This is a genomic window from Parapedobacter indicus (assembly GCF_900113765.1).
Lineage (GTDB): Bacteria > Bacteroidota > Bacteroidia > Sphingobacteriales > Sphingobacteriaceae > Parapedobacter > Parapedobacter indicus.
This window is the reverse complement of record NZ_FOQO01000001.1, coordinates 32,049-49,232: the sequence shown is the minus strand read 5'-3', so window position 1 is coordinate 49,232 and position 17,184 is coordinate 32,049. Positions and strand designations below refer to the sequence as shown.

At 49.3% G+C, this 17,184-nt stretch carries 13 protein-coding genes; 2 read left to right on the top strand and 11 right to left on the bottom strand.

The window, feature by feature from the left end:
- Nucleotides 1-2 precede the first annotated feature (2 nt).
- Nucleotides 3-2,129: a cytochrome-c oxidase, cbb3-type subunit I gene (gene ccoN / locus BMZ56_RS00165; protein ID WP_090622293.1), complete on the bottom strand. Its 2,127-nt coding sequence runs from the start codon at nucleotides 2,127-2,129 to the stop codon at nucleotides 3-5.
- A gap of 221 nt (nucleotides 2,130-2,350) precedes the next feature.
- Here ccoN and BMZ56_RS00160 point away from each other — a divergent pair, with 221 nt between their 5' ends.
- A complete protein-coding gene (locus BMZ56_RS00160; protein ID WP_090624365.1) occupies nucleotides 2,351-2,635 on the top strand; it encodes a hypothetical protein in 285 nt (94 codons plus the stop codon).
- Nucleotides 2,636-2,651: 16 nt separating this feature from the next.
- On the opposite strand, the gene ccoS is transcribed toward BMZ56_RS00160, so the two are convergent.
- The 8 genes from ccoS to BMZ56_RS25525 form a co-directional block, all read right to left on the bottom strand.
- A complete protein-coding gene (gene ccoS, locus BMZ56_RS00155) occupies nucleotides 2,652-2,828 on the bottom strand; it encodes a cbb3-type cytochrome oxidase assembly protein CcoS (protein ID WP_090622289.1) in 177 nt (58 codons plus the stop codon).
- On the bottom strand, nucleotides 2,825-5,221 hold the full coding sequence (locus BMZ56_RS00150) for a heavy metal translocating P-type ATPase (protein ID WP_090622285.1): 2,397 nt from the start codon (nucleotides 5,219-5,221) through the stop codon (nucleotides 2,825-2,827). The genes ccoS and BMZ56_RS00150 overlap by 4 nt, the downstream gene beginning before the upstream one ends.
- The gene (gene hemN, locus BMZ56_RS00145; RefSeq protein ID WP_090622281.1) at nucleotides 5,218-6,579 is read right to left on the bottom strand and encodes an oxygen-independent coproporphyrinogen III oxidase; all 1,362 of its coding nucleotides are present in this window, start codon (nucleotides 6,577-6,579) and stop codon (nucleotides 5,218-5,220) included. The genes BMZ56_RS00150 and hemN overlap by 4 nt, the downstream gene beginning before the upstream one ends.
- A gap of 7 nt (nucleotides 6,580-6,586) precedes the next feature.
- Nucleotides 6,587-7,024: a Rossmann-fold NAD(P)-binding domain-containing protein gene (locus BMZ56_RS00140; RefSeq protein ID WP_090624363.1), complete on the bottom strand. Its 438-nt coding sequence runs from the start codon at nucleotides 7,022-7,024 to the stop codon at nucleotides 6,587-6,589.
- A gap of 179 nt (nucleotides 7,025-7,203) precedes the next feature.
- Nucleotides 7,204-8,268, bottom strand: coding sequence for a response regulator (locus tag BMZ56_RS00135; protein ID WP_090622277.1), 1,065 nt, complete (start codon nucleotides 8,266-8,268; stop codon nucleotides 7,204-7,206).
- Nucleotides 8,269-8,274: 6 nt separating this feature from the next.
- Nucleotides 8,275-9,465, bottom strand: coding sequence for a PAS domain-containing sensor histidine kinase (locus BMZ56_RS00130; protein ID WP_090624361.1), 1,191 nt, complete (start codon nucleotides 9,463-9,465; stop codon nucleotides 8,275-8,277).
- A complete protein-coding gene (ettA, locus tag BMZ56_RS00125; RefSeq protein ID WP_090622273.1) occupies nucleotides 9,465-11,150 on the bottom strand; it encodes an energy-dependent translational throttle protein EttA in 1,686 nt (561 codons plus the stop codon). The genes BMZ56_RS00130 and ettA overlap by 1 nt, the downstream gene beginning before the upstream one ends.
- A gap of 194 nt (nucleotides 11,151-11,344) precedes the next feature.
- Nucleotides 11,345-11,488, bottom strand: coding sequence for a hypothetical protein (locus BMZ56_RS25525; RefSeq protein WP_177194987.1), 144 nt, complete (start codon nucleotides 11,486-11,488; stop codon nucleotides 11,345-11,347).
- Between the two features lie 342 nt (nucleotides 11,489-11,830).
- Here BMZ56_RS25525 and BMZ56_RS00120 point away from each other — a divergent pair, with 342 nt between their 5' ends.
- Nucleotides 11,831-14,380, top strand: a complete 2,550-nt coding sequence (locus BMZ56_RS00120) for an ATP-dependent Clp protease ATP-binding subunit (RefSeq protein ID WP_090622269.1) — start codon at nucleotides 11,831-11,833, stop codon at nucleotides 14,378-14,380.
- 81 nt (nucleotides 14,381-14,461) lie between these two features.
- On the opposite strand, the gene BMZ56_RS00115 is transcribed toward BMZ56_RS00120, so the two are convergent.
- Both BMZ56_RS00115 and BMZ56_RS00110 read right to left on the bottom strand, forming a co-directional pair.
- Nucleotides 14,462-15,262, bottom strand: coding sequence for an endonuclease/exonuclease/phosphatase family protein (locus tag BMZ56_RS00115; RefSeq protein ID WP_090622265.1), 801 nt, complete (start codon nucleotides 15,260-15,262; stop codon nucleotides 14,462-14,464).
- A 102-nt stretch (nucleotides 15,263-15,364) separates the two neighbouring features.
- Nucleotides 15,365-17,179: a RagB/SusD family nutrient uptake outer membrane protein gene (locus BMZ56_RS00110; RefSeq protein WP_090622262.1), complete on the bottom strand. Its 1,815-nt coding sequence runs from the start codon at nucleotides 17,177-17,179 to the stop codon at nucleotides 15,365-15,367.
- Nucleotides 17,180-17,184: the final 5 nt, after the last annotated feature.

Here is a 17,184-nt window from a genome sequence, read left to right as displayed (position 1 = left end):
GGTTATTCATTTGTTGCCGTTCCGACGGGCACGTTAATATCCGTTCCCAGTCGTTGCAGGTAAGCGATCAACGCAATGATTTCACGGTCTGCTCGCACGTCTACACCCTGCTGACTGAGGTCTGTGGCAATGCCTTCGGCCTGCTCCCTGAGATCGGCATTCGCAGCGTTGATATCCGCATCCGTGTACGGTACTCCCAATAGCCGCATCGCGTTCAGCTTGGCTTTGGTTGCAGCCGTGTCCAATCGCTGCTCGATCAGCCAGGGATAGGGAGGCATGATACTTCCCGGTGAGGTAATGGTAGGGTCGAGCATGTGGTCGAAATGCCATTTATGAGGATATTTTTTGCCTATACGATGGAGATCTGGCCCCGTCCGCTTTGACCCCCAAAGGAACGGATGGTCGTAGACAAATTCGCCGGCCTTGCTATAGTCCCCATAGCGCACGGTTTCTGAGCGGAATGGACGGACGGTCTGTGTATGGCAGTTGACACACCCCTCACGGATGTACAAATCACGGCCCTGTAACTCCAATGCGGTATAGGGCTGTACGCTGGCGATGGTGGGTACGTTGGATGAAATCATAAATGTAGGCATCATCTGTACCATGCCCCCGATGAGAATGGTAATCAATGCCAATGCCATAAACAAGATGGGCTTGCGCTCCAGTCTGCGGTGCGGTGCGCGTTCGTTGACTACCACCGGCACTAGTTCGGGTGCTTCTGCCGGTTCATTGGCCAATAGTCGTCCCTGTCTCATGGTTTTCACCAGGTTATAGGTCATCAGAATTACACCGGACAAGTAAAGTGTACCACCTATGGCCCGCAATAAATGCATGGGAATGATCTGAAGGGTGGTCGCCAGAAAATTTGGGTATTTCAATACACCTTCAGGTGTAAATTCTTTCCACATCAGCCCTTGCACCACAGCGGCCCAATACATCGGAATCGCGTAGAAAAGGATACCCAGCGTACCGATCCAGAAATGTGCGGAAGCCAGCTTTTTCGAATACAGCTCGGTTTTATAAATCCGCGGTATCAGCCAATAAAGGATGGCGAACGTCATGAAGCCGTTCCATCCCAGCGCTCCAACGTGCACGTGTGCCACGATCCAATCGGTGAAGTGCGCAATGGCATTCACCTGTTTCAGCGAAAGCATCGGCCCTTCGAAGGTGGCCATACCATAGGCGGTAAGCGCTACGACCATGAATTTTAACGTCGGATCGGTACGCACTTTATCCCAAGCGCCGCGCAGCGTGAGTAGCCCATTGATCATGCCGCCCCAGCTTGGTGCGATGAGCATCACTGAAAATGCTACACCAAGCGATTGCACCCACCCCGGCAATGAAGTGTATAACAGGTGGTGCGGGCCGGCCCAGATGTAGATGAAAATCAGTGACCAAAAGTGTAGAATACTCAGTTTATACGAGTAAATCGGCCGGTTGGCCATCTTGGGTAAGAAGTAATACATCATACCCAGGTAGGGTGTCGTAAGGAAAAATGCCACGGCATTATGCCCATACCACCATTGTACCAATGCGTCCTGTACGCCCGCATACAGGTAATAACTCTTCCACATCGAAACGGGCAGCTGTACCGAATTGACAATGTGCAATACCGCGACGGTGACGAAGGTGGCGATGTAAAACCAAATGGCTACATACATATGCCGCTCACGTCGCTTGATGATGGTACCGAACATATTGATACCGAAAACTACCCAGATAATGGTTAGGCCGATATCGATGGGCCATTCAAGCTCTGCATATTCGTGGGAGGTAGTGAGACCCAAGGGCAATGTGATCGCTGCCGCGAGGATGATGAGCTGCCAACCCCAGAAATGCACCCGGCTCAGGAAGTCGCTATACATCCGGGCCTTGAGCAGCCGTTGCAACGAGTAATACACCCCCATGAAGATGGCATTGCCCACAAATGCAAAAATGACGGCATTGGTATGCAGCGGGCGCACACGCCCGAATGTGGTGTATTGCAGTTCGAAGTTCATGAACGGCCATACCAGCTGTATGGCTATCAGCAGGCCCACAGACATCCCGACAATACCCCATACGATGGTGGCGATGCCAAAATTTCTGACTATTTTGTTGTCGTAATTGAATTTAGTTAGCTGCATTGCTCTAGTTGTTTTTTCATCTGATTTAATTTGTTCTTTTTCGGTGATAAAGCTTGCATGAGCCGTTTTTAATCATTTTTTTTTGAACGGCAGCTCATGCAGGTTCCGCCGCAAAATTAGCGTCATGGCAGTGTCAGTCGAGTGATTGGAATTGGGTTTAAAAGTAATGGTGATCACTATTTGCATTAAAATTTCTACCTTTGGATGGTAGCGAACTCGACATGAACATTGACACCTTCAACGAATCCTTAAAACAGAATTTGCCCCCAATAGGGCTTACCGTACAACAGGAAGCCTTATGGTACGATGGTAAGGGCGATTGGGAGCATGCTCACGATCTCGTCAATGATCTGGATGACCGCCAGTCGGCACACGTACACGCATACTTACACCGGAAAGAAGGTGATTTATGGAATGCAGACTATTGGTACCGACGGGCGGGACGACAGCGGCCGGATGTAACATTGGAAGAAGAGTGGACCGCATTGGTAAATCTATTACTATAAACCTCAAGGGTTTGCTTTAACTTTCCTTCGGTAACGTCTCCGTCTCTTCCTGTACTTCGTCCTCAAACAGTATCCTTACCGAAGGCGTATACGTATCATCGTGCTGCCCGGTCTTGTTGGCCCAGAAAAAAGCTACCAAAAAAATGAGTGCGATAAAGACACTGCAACCGATGAGGAAAAAAATGGCACTCATTGTCTCTTAATTAATTGATTTTTTGTTGCATACAGGTGCGTGGCAACGGTCGTAAAACCGATAATAGTGACCGTACTCAATGGCATCAGCACCGCCGCAAACAAAGGCGACATGGTTCCGTTCACCGCAAAACTCAGTCCGACCAAATTGTAGGTAAGGGAGATGCCAAAGCTCAGGTGAATAATCTTGACTGCGTCTTTGGCAAACCGTAAAAAGCGGGGTAGTTTTACAAACGACCGTCCGTCGAGGATGGCATCGCATCCCGGCGAGAAGTTATTGATGTCATCACTTACCGCAATTCCCAGGTTGGCCTGCTTTAGTGCTCCGGCATCGTTAAGTCCATCGCCCAACATGCATACGCGATGACTTTGTGCCTGCAATGACTGGATGTATTCCATTTTTTCGACGGGCAATTGATGAAACAACAGGTCGGCCTGCGGCGGGAATATACCGCGCAACAGAGCTTTTTCTTTGTCGTTGTCTCCGGAAATCAGGTGCAGGTGGCACCCTGCCGCTAGTTCACCCAATACTACGTGCAAGTTTTCCCGCCAGGGCTGCTCTGCCAGAAAACATCCCTTCACCTCATCGTCTATCGACACATAGACCCTGCTTCCCGTTCCTCCACCGCTAGGCACCCCTGTAAATGCAGCATTTCCGACGCGTACACTGCGATTTGCCACGACGGCTTCGATACCCCTGCCCGCAACCTCGCAGTATTGGTTCACAGGCACAGATCCAGACACGTTGGGAGCAGCCCATTTGACCAACTCCCGGCTCAGCGGGTGATTGGAGTTTTTGCACGCGGCCACCACCAGGGCCAATTCGTCGGTCAACAGATTTCCCTCAAACCGCATCCGCGATGCCGCGGGCGAAGAAATGGTCCCCGTCTTATCAAACACGATGCAGTCTATGGCTGCCAATTGTTCGATAGCCGCTGTATTTTTTATGTAAAATCGGTTTTTGTCGAATATACTCAATGCAGCAGAAAGCGTAAACGGGCTGCTCAATGCCAACGCGCAGGGGCATGCGATGATCAATACCGCGGTAAACGCTCCCCAAGCACGAGCCGTATCGCCCGCAAAAACCCAAAAAACCATGGCAGCGAAAGCTACTCCCAGCAACACCACCGTAAAATACCGGCTCACCGTATTGCTGAACGTGCGGAAATTCAGTTCATGCGGTTTGAATGCTTCGTTATTCCAAAGTCGGGTTAGGTAGCTTTGTGAGACCGCCTTGACCACTTCCAGCTCGATGGCCTCGCCGGTTTGCCGCCCGCCCGCATAAATGATCTCGCCGAGCACCTTCTGAACAGGTTCCGATTCTCCGGTCACAAAACTGAAATCGACCGCTGCTTGCCCATTCAGCAAAATGGCATCTGCCGGCACGATTTCGTTGTTACGGATAAGCAGGCGGTCGCCGACCTGAATATCCGCCAGAGGTACTGGTTTCGGTCCGTCTTCGCTGAGCCGTGTCACAGCTACCGGGAAATACGAGCGGTAATCACGCTCAAAGGATAAGTGATGATAGGTCCGCTGCTGTATCCATCGCCCCACCAGCAGAAAAAAGACCAAGCCGCAAAGCGTGTCGGCAAAACCGGGCCCTGAAACAGACAACACTTCCCACGCCGTCCGGGCAAACAGCACCGCAATGCCGAGCGCCAGGGGGACATCGAGGTTGAGTGCCTTATGCCGCAGACTTTGCCAAGCAGACCGGAAATAATCCCGCCCGCTATAAAGCAATACGGGCAACGAAAAACCCAGGTTCATCCAGCCAAAAATCTTGGCATAGTGTGCTTCGAAGGTTCCCATGCCAAAATACTCCGGAAAACTCAACATCATCGAATTCCCGAAGCAAAACCCGGCCACCGCAATCTTGGCAATCAACCCTTTTTGCGAAAACTTCTGCCCTTCCTTGATTACATCCTGAAGCGTAATCTTGGGTTCGTAACCGATATCCACCAGCAGTTCCACCAATCCACGCAGCGTGAGCTCCGTATGCTTAAACGTAATATTTACCTGTTTTTTCAAGAAGTCACTCCGCGACACCACGATAGCCGGATTAAGCTTATACAAATGTTCGAGTAACCAGACACAGGAGCTGCAATGAATGGATGGGATATAGAAGGTTGCGATCGTAATTTCATCGTTTCTGAAGTCGATCAATTTATCGGTTAGCGTTGCCTCGTCGAGGTATTCATAACGTGTGGAAACCTCGCTCTTTTTCTTTCCGGGGTGACGGTTGTACCGATAATATTGCTGCATATTGCTGCTACTCAGAATCCGATAGACGCTCTGACACCCCAGGCAGCAGAACCGATGCCCATCGGCTTCAAAAACCGTATGGGACACTGCATCGCCACAGTGGTAACATTGGGTGGTGTTAGATACGATCATACAGCTTTACTGAAAACAGGCTGTGTATACTGTTTTTTATGCAGGCGCTCATCGAAGGCCATACATATATTGCGCAGGAATGCCTCTCCCTGTTTGGTTACGGTAATCCGATTGCCATCCTGTTGTACCAATTCGTCATCGAACATTGGTGCCAGCCGGCTCAATATAAGAGCGGACTGGGGAATAGACCTATCGAGCAACGTGGTTCCGCGGCACATGACATCCAGAATATGGTTCCTAACGGTTAAGTCGCCCGATGAAAGAACATGCCCTTTGGTTACGGGGAGCTTGCCGGTATTGACCAACGCCTGGTATTCTTCCACAGTTTTTACGTTTTGCGCAAACGCTGTCCACGAGTCGCTGATCGATGAGACACCGAGTCCGATTAGCAGCGGCGTATAGCGGTCAGTATAGCCCATGAAGTTCCGGTGTAACTGCCCTGCATTTGCGGCCAGGCAAAGAGCATCTTCCGGCAGGGCGAAATGATCCATCCCCACATCCCGATATCCGGCCTGCACGATCAGTTCCTTACCCAACCGGTAGAGATCCAGTTTGGCTTTTCCAACAGGTAGATCGGCCTCCGTATAACGTCGTTGACCGGGTTTCATCCAGGGCACATGCGCGTAACTGTAAAACGAAATACGGTCGGGCCGCATTGCCAGCGCTTTCTCAACCGTGCTGCACACACTTTGGGGGGTCTGCAAAGGCAAACCATAGATCAAATCAAAATTGATGGAGGTGTAACCGATACGGCGGGCATTTTCCATCACCCGCCATACGTCGGCTTCGGTTTGTCTGCGGTTGATGAGCTGTTGTACACGGACATCAAAATCCTGTATACCCAGACTCAATCTTCTGAATCCCTCATTGTATAAAACCTGCAGATGTTCGGCTGTCGTGTTTGCCGGATGTGCCTCGAAAGAAAATGCAGCATCTGCCGGCACACAATTGCTGCGCAGCAGTCCGTCAATCAGTCGATGAAGTTGCGGTGGCGCAAAGAAGGTGGGTGTTCCACCTCCCAGATGGAGCTCACGGATGGGGATTTCCTGCGATCCGAGATAATTCCGGTAAAGGAGCCACTCGTCCAGCAATGTATCGATATAAGGAGCTTCAACACCGTGATTTTTGGTGATCCGCGTATTGCAACCGCAGTAGGTACATAAACTTTCGCAAAACGGTAGGTGGACATACAGACTGATGCCCTGTCCGGATGATGCATCGAACTGCGCCCGGACATGCTCCACCCAAAGATCGGGATGCCACGTACCTTGATCCCAGTAAGGCACCGTTGGGTAACTTGTGTACCGCGGAGCCGCTACATTGTAGCGTTGTATTAGATCCTCTAATTTATTTGCCATGTCTGCCCTATCGATACGATGATTTGCCTCCAACCTCCGCTGCGGAGCAAGCGCCCTGACAACAACATGCTCTTCCCACACATTTTCCTGATTCCCAAGCACTCAGATTACGAATGGTCTGTTTAGCGATATTCGCTACAGATTGATCGTCGTCTGGTGCATTGGCTACTTTCAGTCCCATGCGGGCAGCTTCTTTCAGGTCAATGTGGGTGGTATTCCGGCAGCGGGTAATGATATTTTTCACGCCTGCGTTCTTCAGTTCCCATAGCATTTCGCGGTTCAGGATATCGTAGGAAGATACAATCACCACCTCTTTGCCCTGAGCATACGACACCGTCTGAATATTTAATTCATTGGAAATCAATGTCAAGTCGTGTTTCTTCCCGTTGGCTATTGCCAAATATTCCTTCTCTTGTGGTTTTATGCTGTAGGCGATAGCTTTCATTCGTCCATTTGTATATTCAGGAATGTTACTCCCCGTTAAATTCATCTGTCACAAAGCTACGCCGCGATGGAACATCATTAGCTGAAGGCCATCAGTATAAAAAGTGATTTGGATCACTTTATTTAGTTTGCTTGTCCTTCGCAAACAGCTATTTGTGGGTTAACCCATCATCCCAAACCTTACTGCTTGATATTTCGAAGTTTTGTTAGGGAAAGGATTCGAATGGAATTCCCCTCTTTGGCGATAAGTTTTTCGTCTTTAAAATCGGCCAGCATCCGGCTGATAGTTTCATTGGCAGTACCCGCAAGTGAGGCCAGGTCATCACGTGAAATGCGGATTAGACACTCGTCGTCCGTGGTTTCGGCCGACGTCTTCTCGGCCACATGAATCAGTGCGTTAGCCACCCGCTTGCGGACGGAATCGTAAGCGAAGGCCAAAAGCTGAACCTCCTTGCCCCGAATATTACCTGAAAGCAACTTGATAAACTTGCTGGCGATGCCGGGCTTTCGGTACAGGAGCTCGAAGAACTGCTCCTTTTCAATCAGGGCCAGTTCCACGTCTTCCAGCGTTTCGGCGTTGTCACTGTAGCGCTCCTGACGCAAGACCGCACCGTAGCCAAAAAAGGAGTCGGCCGCATGGATATCGGTTGAAAGCTCCCGCCCATCCAGGTAGTGCAGAAACCGCCGTACTTTTCCTTTTTTGACATAGTATACATATAATGGCGAATCGCCTTCTTGGTAAATAAACTGTTTTTTCCGGTATACCTTTATCCGTGAAGCACTTACCAGCTCCTTTAGCAAAACTTCCTGCTCTTTCTCGCTCAGATACAGGTTTTTCAGATGGTTACTTTCTGGCCCCAGTTGCTTACGTTTTTTCAGGCGGGTCTCAATCGCATTCAACAACTCGATGTCGTCAAACGGTTTGGTCAGGTAATCATCCGCTCCCAGCTCCATCGCCTTGCGCATGTCTGCCCGTTCGGATTTGGCCGTCAAAAAAATAAAGGGTATCGTCGCCGCTTGTGGATGTTTAGATAGCATGTACAACACACCGAATCCATCCAGCTCGGGCATCATGATATCACATAGGATAACATCCGGTAAATAGTTGAGTGCCAATTCAACGCCCGTTTTACCTTCGGGCGCATCATAGACCTGATAGCCGGTGAGTTCGAGGATCTCCTTGGTGTTTTCGCGGATGTCATCGTTGTCTTCGATGATCAAAACAGTTGTTTGCTTAGTTGCCATTTTTCCCTATGCTATGGTGCGGAATGTAAGCGTAAAAATAGCGCCCTTATCCTGCGCGCTTTGACAGGTCACCTCCCCTCCCATCAGTGAAACATATCTTTTCACGATGTTGAGTCCCAGACCGGTACCCGGAATGTTGCCGGTGTTGTGGGCCCGGAAAAACGGCTCAAAAAGGCTTTTCTGCTCGTCCTCGGGGATGCCAATCCCATCGTCTTTTATAATGATTGTACAGGTATTGTCACTGATTTCCGTATTAAACTCGATAAATGTATTCTCCCCCGAATACTTAATCGCATTGGAAATCAAATTAATAATACTATTTTTCAACAGGTTGGCATCCAATGCAAATTTCCCGGCAGAACCTGTATGCTGATACACGATGTGCTGATTTGCTTTACAGATTAGCTGCATCTCTTCCGTGATTTCTTCCGCAAGTTCTACCAGGTTTATCTCCTCGTTTTTTGCCAAAACTTTGCCGGCTTCGAGCCGCTCTAAGGAAAGGAAATCATTCAGGATGCTGGTGAGTAGCTGTACCGAATTTTTAATCCGAGTGGTATGTTTAAGTACATTAGCTAGATCGGGCTTTTCTGCGTACTTTTCAATCAGCGAGGCTGATAATTGAACGGCACTAAGCGGCGTCCGGAATTCATGCGACGCCATCGATACAAAACGCGATTTAAGTTGGTTCAGTTCTTTTTCCTTTTCCAGCGACTGGCTCACTTCGGATTTGGTCTTTTCCAATTCGGAAACCAATTTAATCAAATCCTTTGTGCGGTTACTGACAGTAGCCTCCAATTCCTCCATGTGTTGGATCAGCTTCTCCTCCGCTTCCTTTTCTTTCGACAGATCGTGCACAAAGCCCGTAAAGGCGATCTTGTTTTCATAATGCACTTCGCTTACGGCCAGTCGAAACGGAAATGTGGTCCCATTTTTTCGCAGCCCCCTTACCTCCCTGCCAATACCGATGATTTTCTTTACGCCGGTTTCCAGGTAATTATGGATGTACTGGTCGTGCCGGCTGTGGTCAGGTTCGGGCATCAACATCGACACATTATGACCGATTACCTCGTGTGCCTCGTATCCGAAAAGATTGGATGCCGCAGGATTGATCGAATCCACGATACCGTGGCGGTCGATGGTAATGATTCCATCGATGGCGTTTTCGATAATCGCCTTCAGCAATTTGGCGGTATCCATCATCCCTTTACCAGTTTTTTGTACCGGATACGTTGGGGAGCCATATCGCCCAGACGCTTTTTGCGATTCTCTTCGTATTCCGAATAATTCCCTTCAAAGAAATACACTTGGGAATCGCCTTCGAAGGCGAGGATGTGCGTACAGATTCGGTCAAGGAACCATCGGTCGTGCGAAATCACCACGGCGCAGCCGCCAAAATTCTCCAGGCCTTCTTCTAACGCCCTTAGGGTGTTCACATCGATGTCGTTGGTTGGTTCGTCAAGCAGCAGCACATTGGCGCCTTTTTTCAGGGTGATGGCCAAGTGAACACGGTTGCGTTCGCCGCCGGAGAGTACACCGACCTTTTTCTGCTGGTCGCCACCATTGAAATTGAATTTAGACACGTATGCCCGGGAATTGACCATCCGGCTGCCCAACGAAATATTCTCGTTGCCGCCGGTGATGTTTTCCCACACCGTTTTTTCAGGATTCAAGTCGTCGTGCAATTGATCCACATAACCCAATGCCACGGTTTCGCCCACGCGGAATGTCCCGCTATCGGGTTGCTCCTGACCGGTTATAAGCCGGAAAAGCGTTGTTTTTCCAGCTCCGTTGGGGCCAATGATACCCACGATACCCGCCGGAGGCAACGAAAAGCTCAATCCTTCGAAAAGAATCCGGTCGCCATACGCTTTACTTACCTGTTGAGCTTCGATCACGACGTTGCCCAACCGCGGACCGGGAGGTATGAAAAGTTCCAGTCTGTCTTCCCGTTCCTTAGTCTCTTCAGAAGCCAGTTTTTCGTAGTTGTGCAAACGGGCTTTGGATTTGGCGTGACGGGCTTTCGGGGCCATGCGCACCCATTCCAATTCGCGTTCCAGTGTTTTCTGCCGTTTACTTTCCGTTTTTTCTTCGTGGGCAAGGCGTTTCGCTTTTTGATCCAGCCACGAAGAATAGTTCCCTTTCCACGGAATACCCTCTCCGCGGTCGAGCTCCAGTATCCAGCCGGCTACGTTATCAAGGAAATAACGGTCGTGGGTAACGGCAATAACGGTTCCCTTATACTGTTGTAAATGCTGCTCAAGCCAATCGATAGACTCCGCATCGAGGTGGTTAGTAGGCTCATCAAGCAAAAGCACATCCGGTTCCTGGAGCAATAAGCGACATAATGCCACCCTGCGGCGCTCGCCTCCTGACAATGTGTCCACCTTCCGATCCGGTTCAGGACAGCGTAAGGCATCCATCGCACGTTCCAGCTTGGCATCCAGTTCCCAGGCGCCCACGGAGTCGATTTTGTCCTGTAACTCGCCCTGCCGAGCCAGCAATTTGTCCATTTCGTCTGCGTTTTCGTACACTTCAGGCAATCCGAACTTCTCATTAATCTCCTCGTATTCCTGCAGGATCGCGGTGATTTCGGCTACTCCTTCTTCGACCACTTCCTTTACCGTCTTATGGGGGTCCAGCTGAGGTTCCTGAGCTAGGTAACCCACGGAATAACCGGGCGAAAACACCACCTCTCCCTGATAGGACGTATCCAAACCGGCAATGATTTTAAGCAGCGACGATTTCCCCGAGCCATTAAGACCGATTACACCGATTTTGGCCCCATAAAAAAAAGAAAGGTAAATGTTTTTAAGCACCTGCTTTTGAGGCGGATACACTTTATTTACCCCCGCCATGGAAAAGATGATTTTCTCGTCTGACATATTTCGTTTTTGCGTAATTGCGTTTTTACGTGCAAACTTAATTAACTTACCCTTGATATGCAAGTTCGCGCTATCGCCGCGTAGGCGACTTCTTTCTGCTTGACCAGAAAGAAGCAAAGAGTCAAGGCTGTGAAGCCTCGGTCGCAGGTTGATTGCAAAGCACACATAGCGCGGATTGCAGCCGCTCCACTTCCTCAATCCGCCTGTTTCTTGCTGATACGCAGGCTCCTGCACATGCTTTGCTGCTCCCTGCTTCCCGATCCTTCAAGGCCGATTCCCCTTCGAACGGAGATGTATTGCAACACGAACAACCATTCCCCTTCGAACGTCCATTCCATGCGTTTAGCACCTCCTTACCGTATCCCGCCCATGCCGCCTTATCCGGCCGCAGCTTGCACTGGGATGCACTACCGTGGTAGCGGCAGGATACTGCGGCGAGTTTTGGGTACTTTTGCGGTCAAAAGTACCGAGCCTTTGCGGCGATTGAGCAAAACCCCTCTGCGGCTTGAGCAGAAAGTCACAATGATGCAATAAATACTTTTATCAAAACTGACAAAATGTTATATTTGTGTCTATGGCTTAATTGTTGATAAATGTTACACAAAATAATAAGGCACAAGCGATAATTTTTTCTACATTTATCGCATCCTTAGCATACAAAAAGAGAAAGGTAAACATTCATGGAAGCAAAATTTTCGCCTCGCGTAAAGGATGTGATTTCATACAGCAGGGAAGAAGCTATCAGGTTGAAACACGATTACATCGGCACAGAGCATTTGTTGCTGGGTTTAATCCGTGAAGGAGACGGTATGGCCATCAAGATATTGAAACATGCAGGGATCGACACGACCGAGCTACGCAAATCGATCGAGGATGCCGTAAAAGGTTCTTCGATGTCACGCGCTCCGATCGGCAATATGCCGCTTACGAAACAAGCGGAGAAAGTGTTGAAAATCACGTATCTTGAAGCAAAAATCTTTAAAAGTGACGTCATTGGCACCGAACACCTGCTGTTATCCATTCTGCGCGACGAGGAAAACATCGCCTCGCAAATCCTGCAGCAATACGACATTAATTACGACGTCTTCAAAGCAGATGTAGAACAGCATAAAGCAGGCATTACCGATCAGGCCTCCGGCTCAACAGCTGGGGATGATGACTTTAAAGAGGAAGATCATTTCAATCAACCTAAGAAGGTATCGGACATCAAATCAAAAACCCCGGTACTTGATAACTTTGGCCGCGATCTCACTAGGGCGGCAGAAGAAGGACGACTGGATCCGATCGTAGGCCGTGAAAAGGAAATCGAACGGGTTTCGCAGATTCTTTCACGACGGAAGAAAAACAATCCCATCTTGATCGGCGAACCGGGCGTGGGTAAATCCGCCATCGCCGAAGGATTGGCATTGCGCATCATTCAACGGAAAGTATCGCGGGTGCTGTTCAACAAACGGGTAGTTACGCTGGACCTTGCCTCGCTGGTGGCAGGCACAAAATATCGCGGGCAGTTTGAAGAGCGGATGAAGGCAGTGATGAACGAATTGGAGAAATCACCGGATGTCATCTTGTTTATCGATGAGATTCACACCATCGTCGGTGCCGGGGGTGCCTCTGGATCATTAGACGCCTCCAATATGTTCAAACCGGCGTTGGCTCGTGGAGAAATCCAATGCATCGGTGCCACTACCCTTGACGAGTATCGCCAATACATCGAAAAAGATGGAGCACTTGATCGCAGGTTCCAAAAAGTGATGATCGAACCTGCTACGCACGACGAGACCGTTGAAATACTGAATCGCATCAAGGACAAGTACGAAGAGCACCACAACGTCAATTATACACCGGAAGCCATTGAGGCTTGTGTTACCTTGACCACGCGGTATATCACCGACCGGTTCCTGCCCGACAAGGCGATCGATGCAATGGACGAAGCCGGATCGCGGGTGCACCTCACCAATATCCACGTGCCGCAAAGCATCATCGATATTGAACAGAAAATTGAGGAAATCAAAGTCGAGAAAAACAAGGTAGTCCGCAGCCAGAAATACGAGGAAGCAGCTAAATTGCGTGATACGGAAAAACGGTTGTTGGAAGAACTTGAGCAAGAAAAAACGGCGTGGGAAGCGGAAACGAAAACCAAACGGTATACCGTAACGGAAGATAATGTGGCCGAAGTAGTTTCGATGATGACGGGCATACCCGTGCAGCGAGTAGGTCAGTCTGACAGCCAAAAGCTGTTGAACATGGGCGAATCGATGAAGGGGCGAATCATCGGCCAGGACGAAGCCGTAAAGAAGCTCGTCAAAGCGATTCAACGTACCCGTGCGGGACTGAAAGATCCGAAAAAACCAATCGGCTCCTTCATTTTCTTAGGTCCTACCGGCGTCGGCAAAACAGAGCTGGCAAAAGAGTTAGCCCGTTTCATGTTCGACAGTGAAGATTCACTCATCCAGATCGACATGAGTGAATACATGGAAAAATTCGCGATCTCCCGTCTCGTCGGTGCGCCTCCGGGATACGTGGGATACGAAGAAGGTGGACAACTGACGGAGAAAGTACGGCGGAAACCTTATTCAGTAGTCCTGTTGGACGAAATCGAAAAAGCACATCCCGACGTATTCAACTTGTTGCTGCAAGTATTGGATGAAGGACAGCTGACCGACAGTTTGGGCCGCCGGGTAGACTTCAGGAACACCATCCTGATCATGACCTCCAATATTGGAGCCCGCCAGTTGAAGGACTTCGGACAAGGAGTGGGCTTCACCACCGCAGCAAAAACGGAACAGGCCGAATCGCATTCGCGCAGTGTTATCGAAAATGCACTTAAACGAGCCTTCGCTCCGGAGTTCCTGAACCGTATTGATGATGTCATCGTCTTCAATTCACTGGATAAGGAACATATCTTCAAAATTATCGATATTGAGTTGAAGTCGCTTTTTGTTCGTATCCAAGCATTGGGATATAGCATTAAGCTCACCGAAGCCGCCAAAGAGTTTGTTGCCGAAAAAGGATTCGACAGCAATTTCGGAGCGCGTCCACTCAAACGGGCGATCCAGAAATACCTGGAAGACCCCATCGCCGAGGAAATCCTGAAAGGTGAGGTTAGTGAAGGCAACACGCTGGAAGTTGATTACGACAAGGATAAAACTGAAATTGTAGTCAACGTACAGGCGGGAGACGGTGGTTCTTCCAAGCCTTCGGATGTGGCCGAAGAGAAAAAAGACGAGTAATTTAACAGGTTATTTCATAAAACAGGAAGCGCCATGAGATAGAATCCCATGGCGCTTCTGGCTTTTGCCTCTCGCTGCAAATCATGGGTTCAATTCGACAACTGCGCTGATCGGCAAATGATCGGAAAGACCAATCTGGTAAGTTGTTGCCCCTATTTCGGACCATTTGTCTTTCGGATAACAGAAAATGTAGTCAATCGTGTGACGAGGTGCATTGGCCGGTATGGTCGGCTCTCCATTGGAGACCGTTTTCCAAGCAGCCATCCCTTCGCTGATTTCCTTGGAATCCGGTCTGGCATTGAAGTCGCCTGCTACGATCACCGGGTGGGACTGTGCCAATAGCACTTTGTTCAGCTTTTCGACTTGTACTTGGCGCTCTTCGGTATTGGTATAATCCAGGTGCGTACTGGCAAACGTAATATATTCCCCTTCTCGAAACTCGACATCGGCAACCAAAATAGCCCGCTGCTCCTTTCCATTTTCCGTTTTAGGCAAATAGATACGTTCGACTTTGGCCAGCGGATACTTGGACAAGATGGCAATGCCATAATAACCGCCGGCATAAGGAATGGTTTTACCGTAGGCGGCAATCATGCCCGTACGGAAACCCAATTCAGTAGCGAAATCCTTACCGTGCTGCTGGGGTGCCCGATCGCGGTTGGTACGGCAATCTACCTCCTGCAAAGCTACAATATCAGGATTCTGCTCGTTAATAAACGCAGCTAACTCTTCCAGTGATGCAAGTTCGCCGAAACGTAAATTGTAAGACAGTACCTTCAGCCGCGTGGGCGGTTCATGGCTGGCTGTAGAATCGGAAAAAGCCCACACTTGGCAGCAAGGCACTATCAGGAAGATGAGATAAATGATTTTTTTACAGTTCATTGTCATTGCTAATTAATGGTTAAAGAAAACCCCCTTTTTCAACAGCAAATTTTGTTGATTTCAGGGGGTTTTCAAATTTTAATTTACGGAAAAATCAGTTCTTTAATTCCCATCATTTGTCGCTCCATTCTCCCAACCTGGATTTTGCTCCAATTGCGGATTCAGGTTCAATGCACCAACCGGAATCGGATAGAAATACTGCTTAGGTCCCCATACTTTCTTTGAGTCGTTGTTCGTAAACCATGCCAGGTAATAGCCGGTACCATTGCCGGCTGCATGTACCTGAATGATTTCTGCGGCAGGATCGGTACTTACCCGCACCCGGTATAAGCTGGTATTATTTGCAATTGCTTCCGCTGCAGCCAACCCGGCATCATCGGTGTAGTAAATTACATCGTGTGTGCCATTGTGATCGACGTCCAGCGGTTGGTTAATACCCGATATGTACATGCCGGTCCAGCTCATTTTAAAGAGATCGCCTGATTTCCAGCGACGAAGGTCGTCAAAGCGGAACCCTTCGAGCAGCAATTCAATGGCTCGCTCACGGCGGATTTCCAGAATTACGGGATCGTTAATATCGGGAAAATAGGTAGCTCTTAGGTAACTGTCCACGACGGTCGGCTTCGTATTCAGTCCGCCGGTAATTCCTGCACGCGCCCGCAGCGCACCGATGGTTGCGGCCCAGTCCGCATCGGTAAGCGTACCCTGCTCGGCTTTCGCTTCGGCATAATTCAGCAATACTTCGCCAAACCGGACCAACTGAATGGCATGCGTGCTTTCGGTTTGGCTATCGCCAATAGTTGCGTCTACACAGAGTTTCATTGGCTGATATCCCAACCGCGCATAGCCACTGAATACGGGCAGAGCAAGCTCCCCTTCGCGTGTATATCCCGGATAACGGAGCGAAGCGTTCAACCGCTCGTCACGATTCTGGAATTCATCGTAGAAATCTTCATACTGCCATCCCGCCCGGTCAGTATAAGGAGTCCCGTCTTTTTGCAGGTAGGTGCATACAAATGGACGGATCAGGTTCAGACCGGTACCGTAGGTTTCCGATGTCCACCGCCAATTTGCATTGTGCTTAATGCCCAGGGAGGCACTTGATGCAATCGCCAATAATGTTTCCGATGCGGGCGGATCATCGCTCGTAAATAATGCACGATAATCGGCATTTAATGATTTACCTGACTCCTGCATCACCACATATGCGGCATCTTCTGCTCTTTTCAGCCACGTTTCGGGCGAAGTAGTCAGATTCAGATTATGATATTTGCGGAATGTTCCTTCAAACAAAGACACACGCGAAGTGAATGCATAAGCTACCCATTTCGTTACCAATGAGGACTGCGCGGCGTCAGCGGTTCGGGTGATGTTTTCGGCGGCAAACATCAGGTCTTCGTATACTTTCTCCATGACCAATTCCCGTGAATCGCGGGTGCCATACAGCGCTTCTTCTTCACTTGGATCCAACGGATGATCCACCCAAGGAACATCGCCAAACCGCCGTACCATTCCGTAGTAAAACCAGGCCCGGAAAAAACGGGCAAGACCGATGTAGTTGTTCCGCGCCTCTTCGGGAACCGCCGGATCGGTACAGTTCACAATAAAATAGTTGACATTGCGAAGCTTTGCCCAATCGTCAGCGTCCCAGCCCGAAGAATTATTTTCGCTGTATGAATTCCGCAACGTAAATCCGCTCAGCGTATTGGTAGCGCCATAGTCTACCAGCGATTGTTCGACGATGGCCTGATCGGATGCATTGGGAAACATATCGTAAAATGAGATGGAATAAGCCCTTAACCCTTCCTCCGAACTGAATATGGCGTTCCTATCCGTCTGGGTGACCGGCGGTTCATCCATTTCACAGCTGGAAAATAGAAGAACTGTAGCCGCTATAAACAAGATATACTTTCTCATGTTTT

Coding starts and splice junctions, on each gene's coding strand:
- BMZ56_RS00150 (WP_090622285.1), bottom strand. CDS start 5,221: ATGATCGTATCTAACACCACCCAATGTTACCACTGTGGCGATGCAGTG.
- BMZ56_RS00160 (WP_090624365.1), top strand. CDS start 2,351: ATGAACATTGACACCTTCAACGAATCCTTAAAACAGAATTTGCCCCCA.
- BMZ56_RS00115 (WP_090622265.1), bottom strand. CDS start 15,262: ATGAACTGTAAAAAAATCATTTATCTCATCTTCCTGATAGTGCCTTGC.
- BMZ56_RS00130 (WP_090624361.1), bottom strand. CDS start 9,465: ATGGATACCGCCAAATTGCTGAAGGCGATTATCGAAAACGCCATCGAT.
- BMZ56_RS00140 (WP_090624363.1), bottom strand. CDS start 7,024: ATGAAAGCTATCGCCTACAGCATAAAACCACAAGAGAAGGAATATTTG.
- BMZ56_RS25525 (WP_177194987.1), bottom strand. CDS start 11,488: ATGGAATGGACGTTCGAAGGGGAATGGTTGTTCGTGTTGCAATACATC.
- ccoS (WP_090622289.1), bottom strand. CDS start 2,828: ATGAGTGCCATTTTTTTCCTCATCGGTTGCAGTGTCTTTATCGCACTC.
- ccoN (WP_090622293.1), bottom strand. CDS start 2,129: ATGCAGCTAACTAAATTCAATTACGACAACAAAATAGTCAGAAATTTT.
- BMZ56_RS00110 (WP_090622262.1), bottom strand. CDS start 17,179: ATGAGAAAGTATATCTTGTTTATAGCGGCTACAGTTCTTCTATTTTCC.
- hemN (WP_090622281.1), bottom strand. CDS start 6,579: ATGGCAAATAAATTAGAGGATCTAATACAACGCTACAATGTAGCGGCT.
- ettA (WP_090622273.1), bottom strand. CDS start 11,150: ATGTCAGACGAGAAAATCATCTTTTCCATGGCGGGGGTAAATAAAGTG.
- BMZ56_RS00120 (WP_090622269.1), top strand. CDS start 11,831: ATGGAAGCAAAATTTTCGCCTCGCGTAAAGGATGTGATTTCATACAGC.
- BMZ56_RS00135 (WP_090622277.1), bottom strand. CDS start 8,268: ATGGCAACTAAGCAAACAACTGTTTTGATCATCGAAGACAACGATGAC.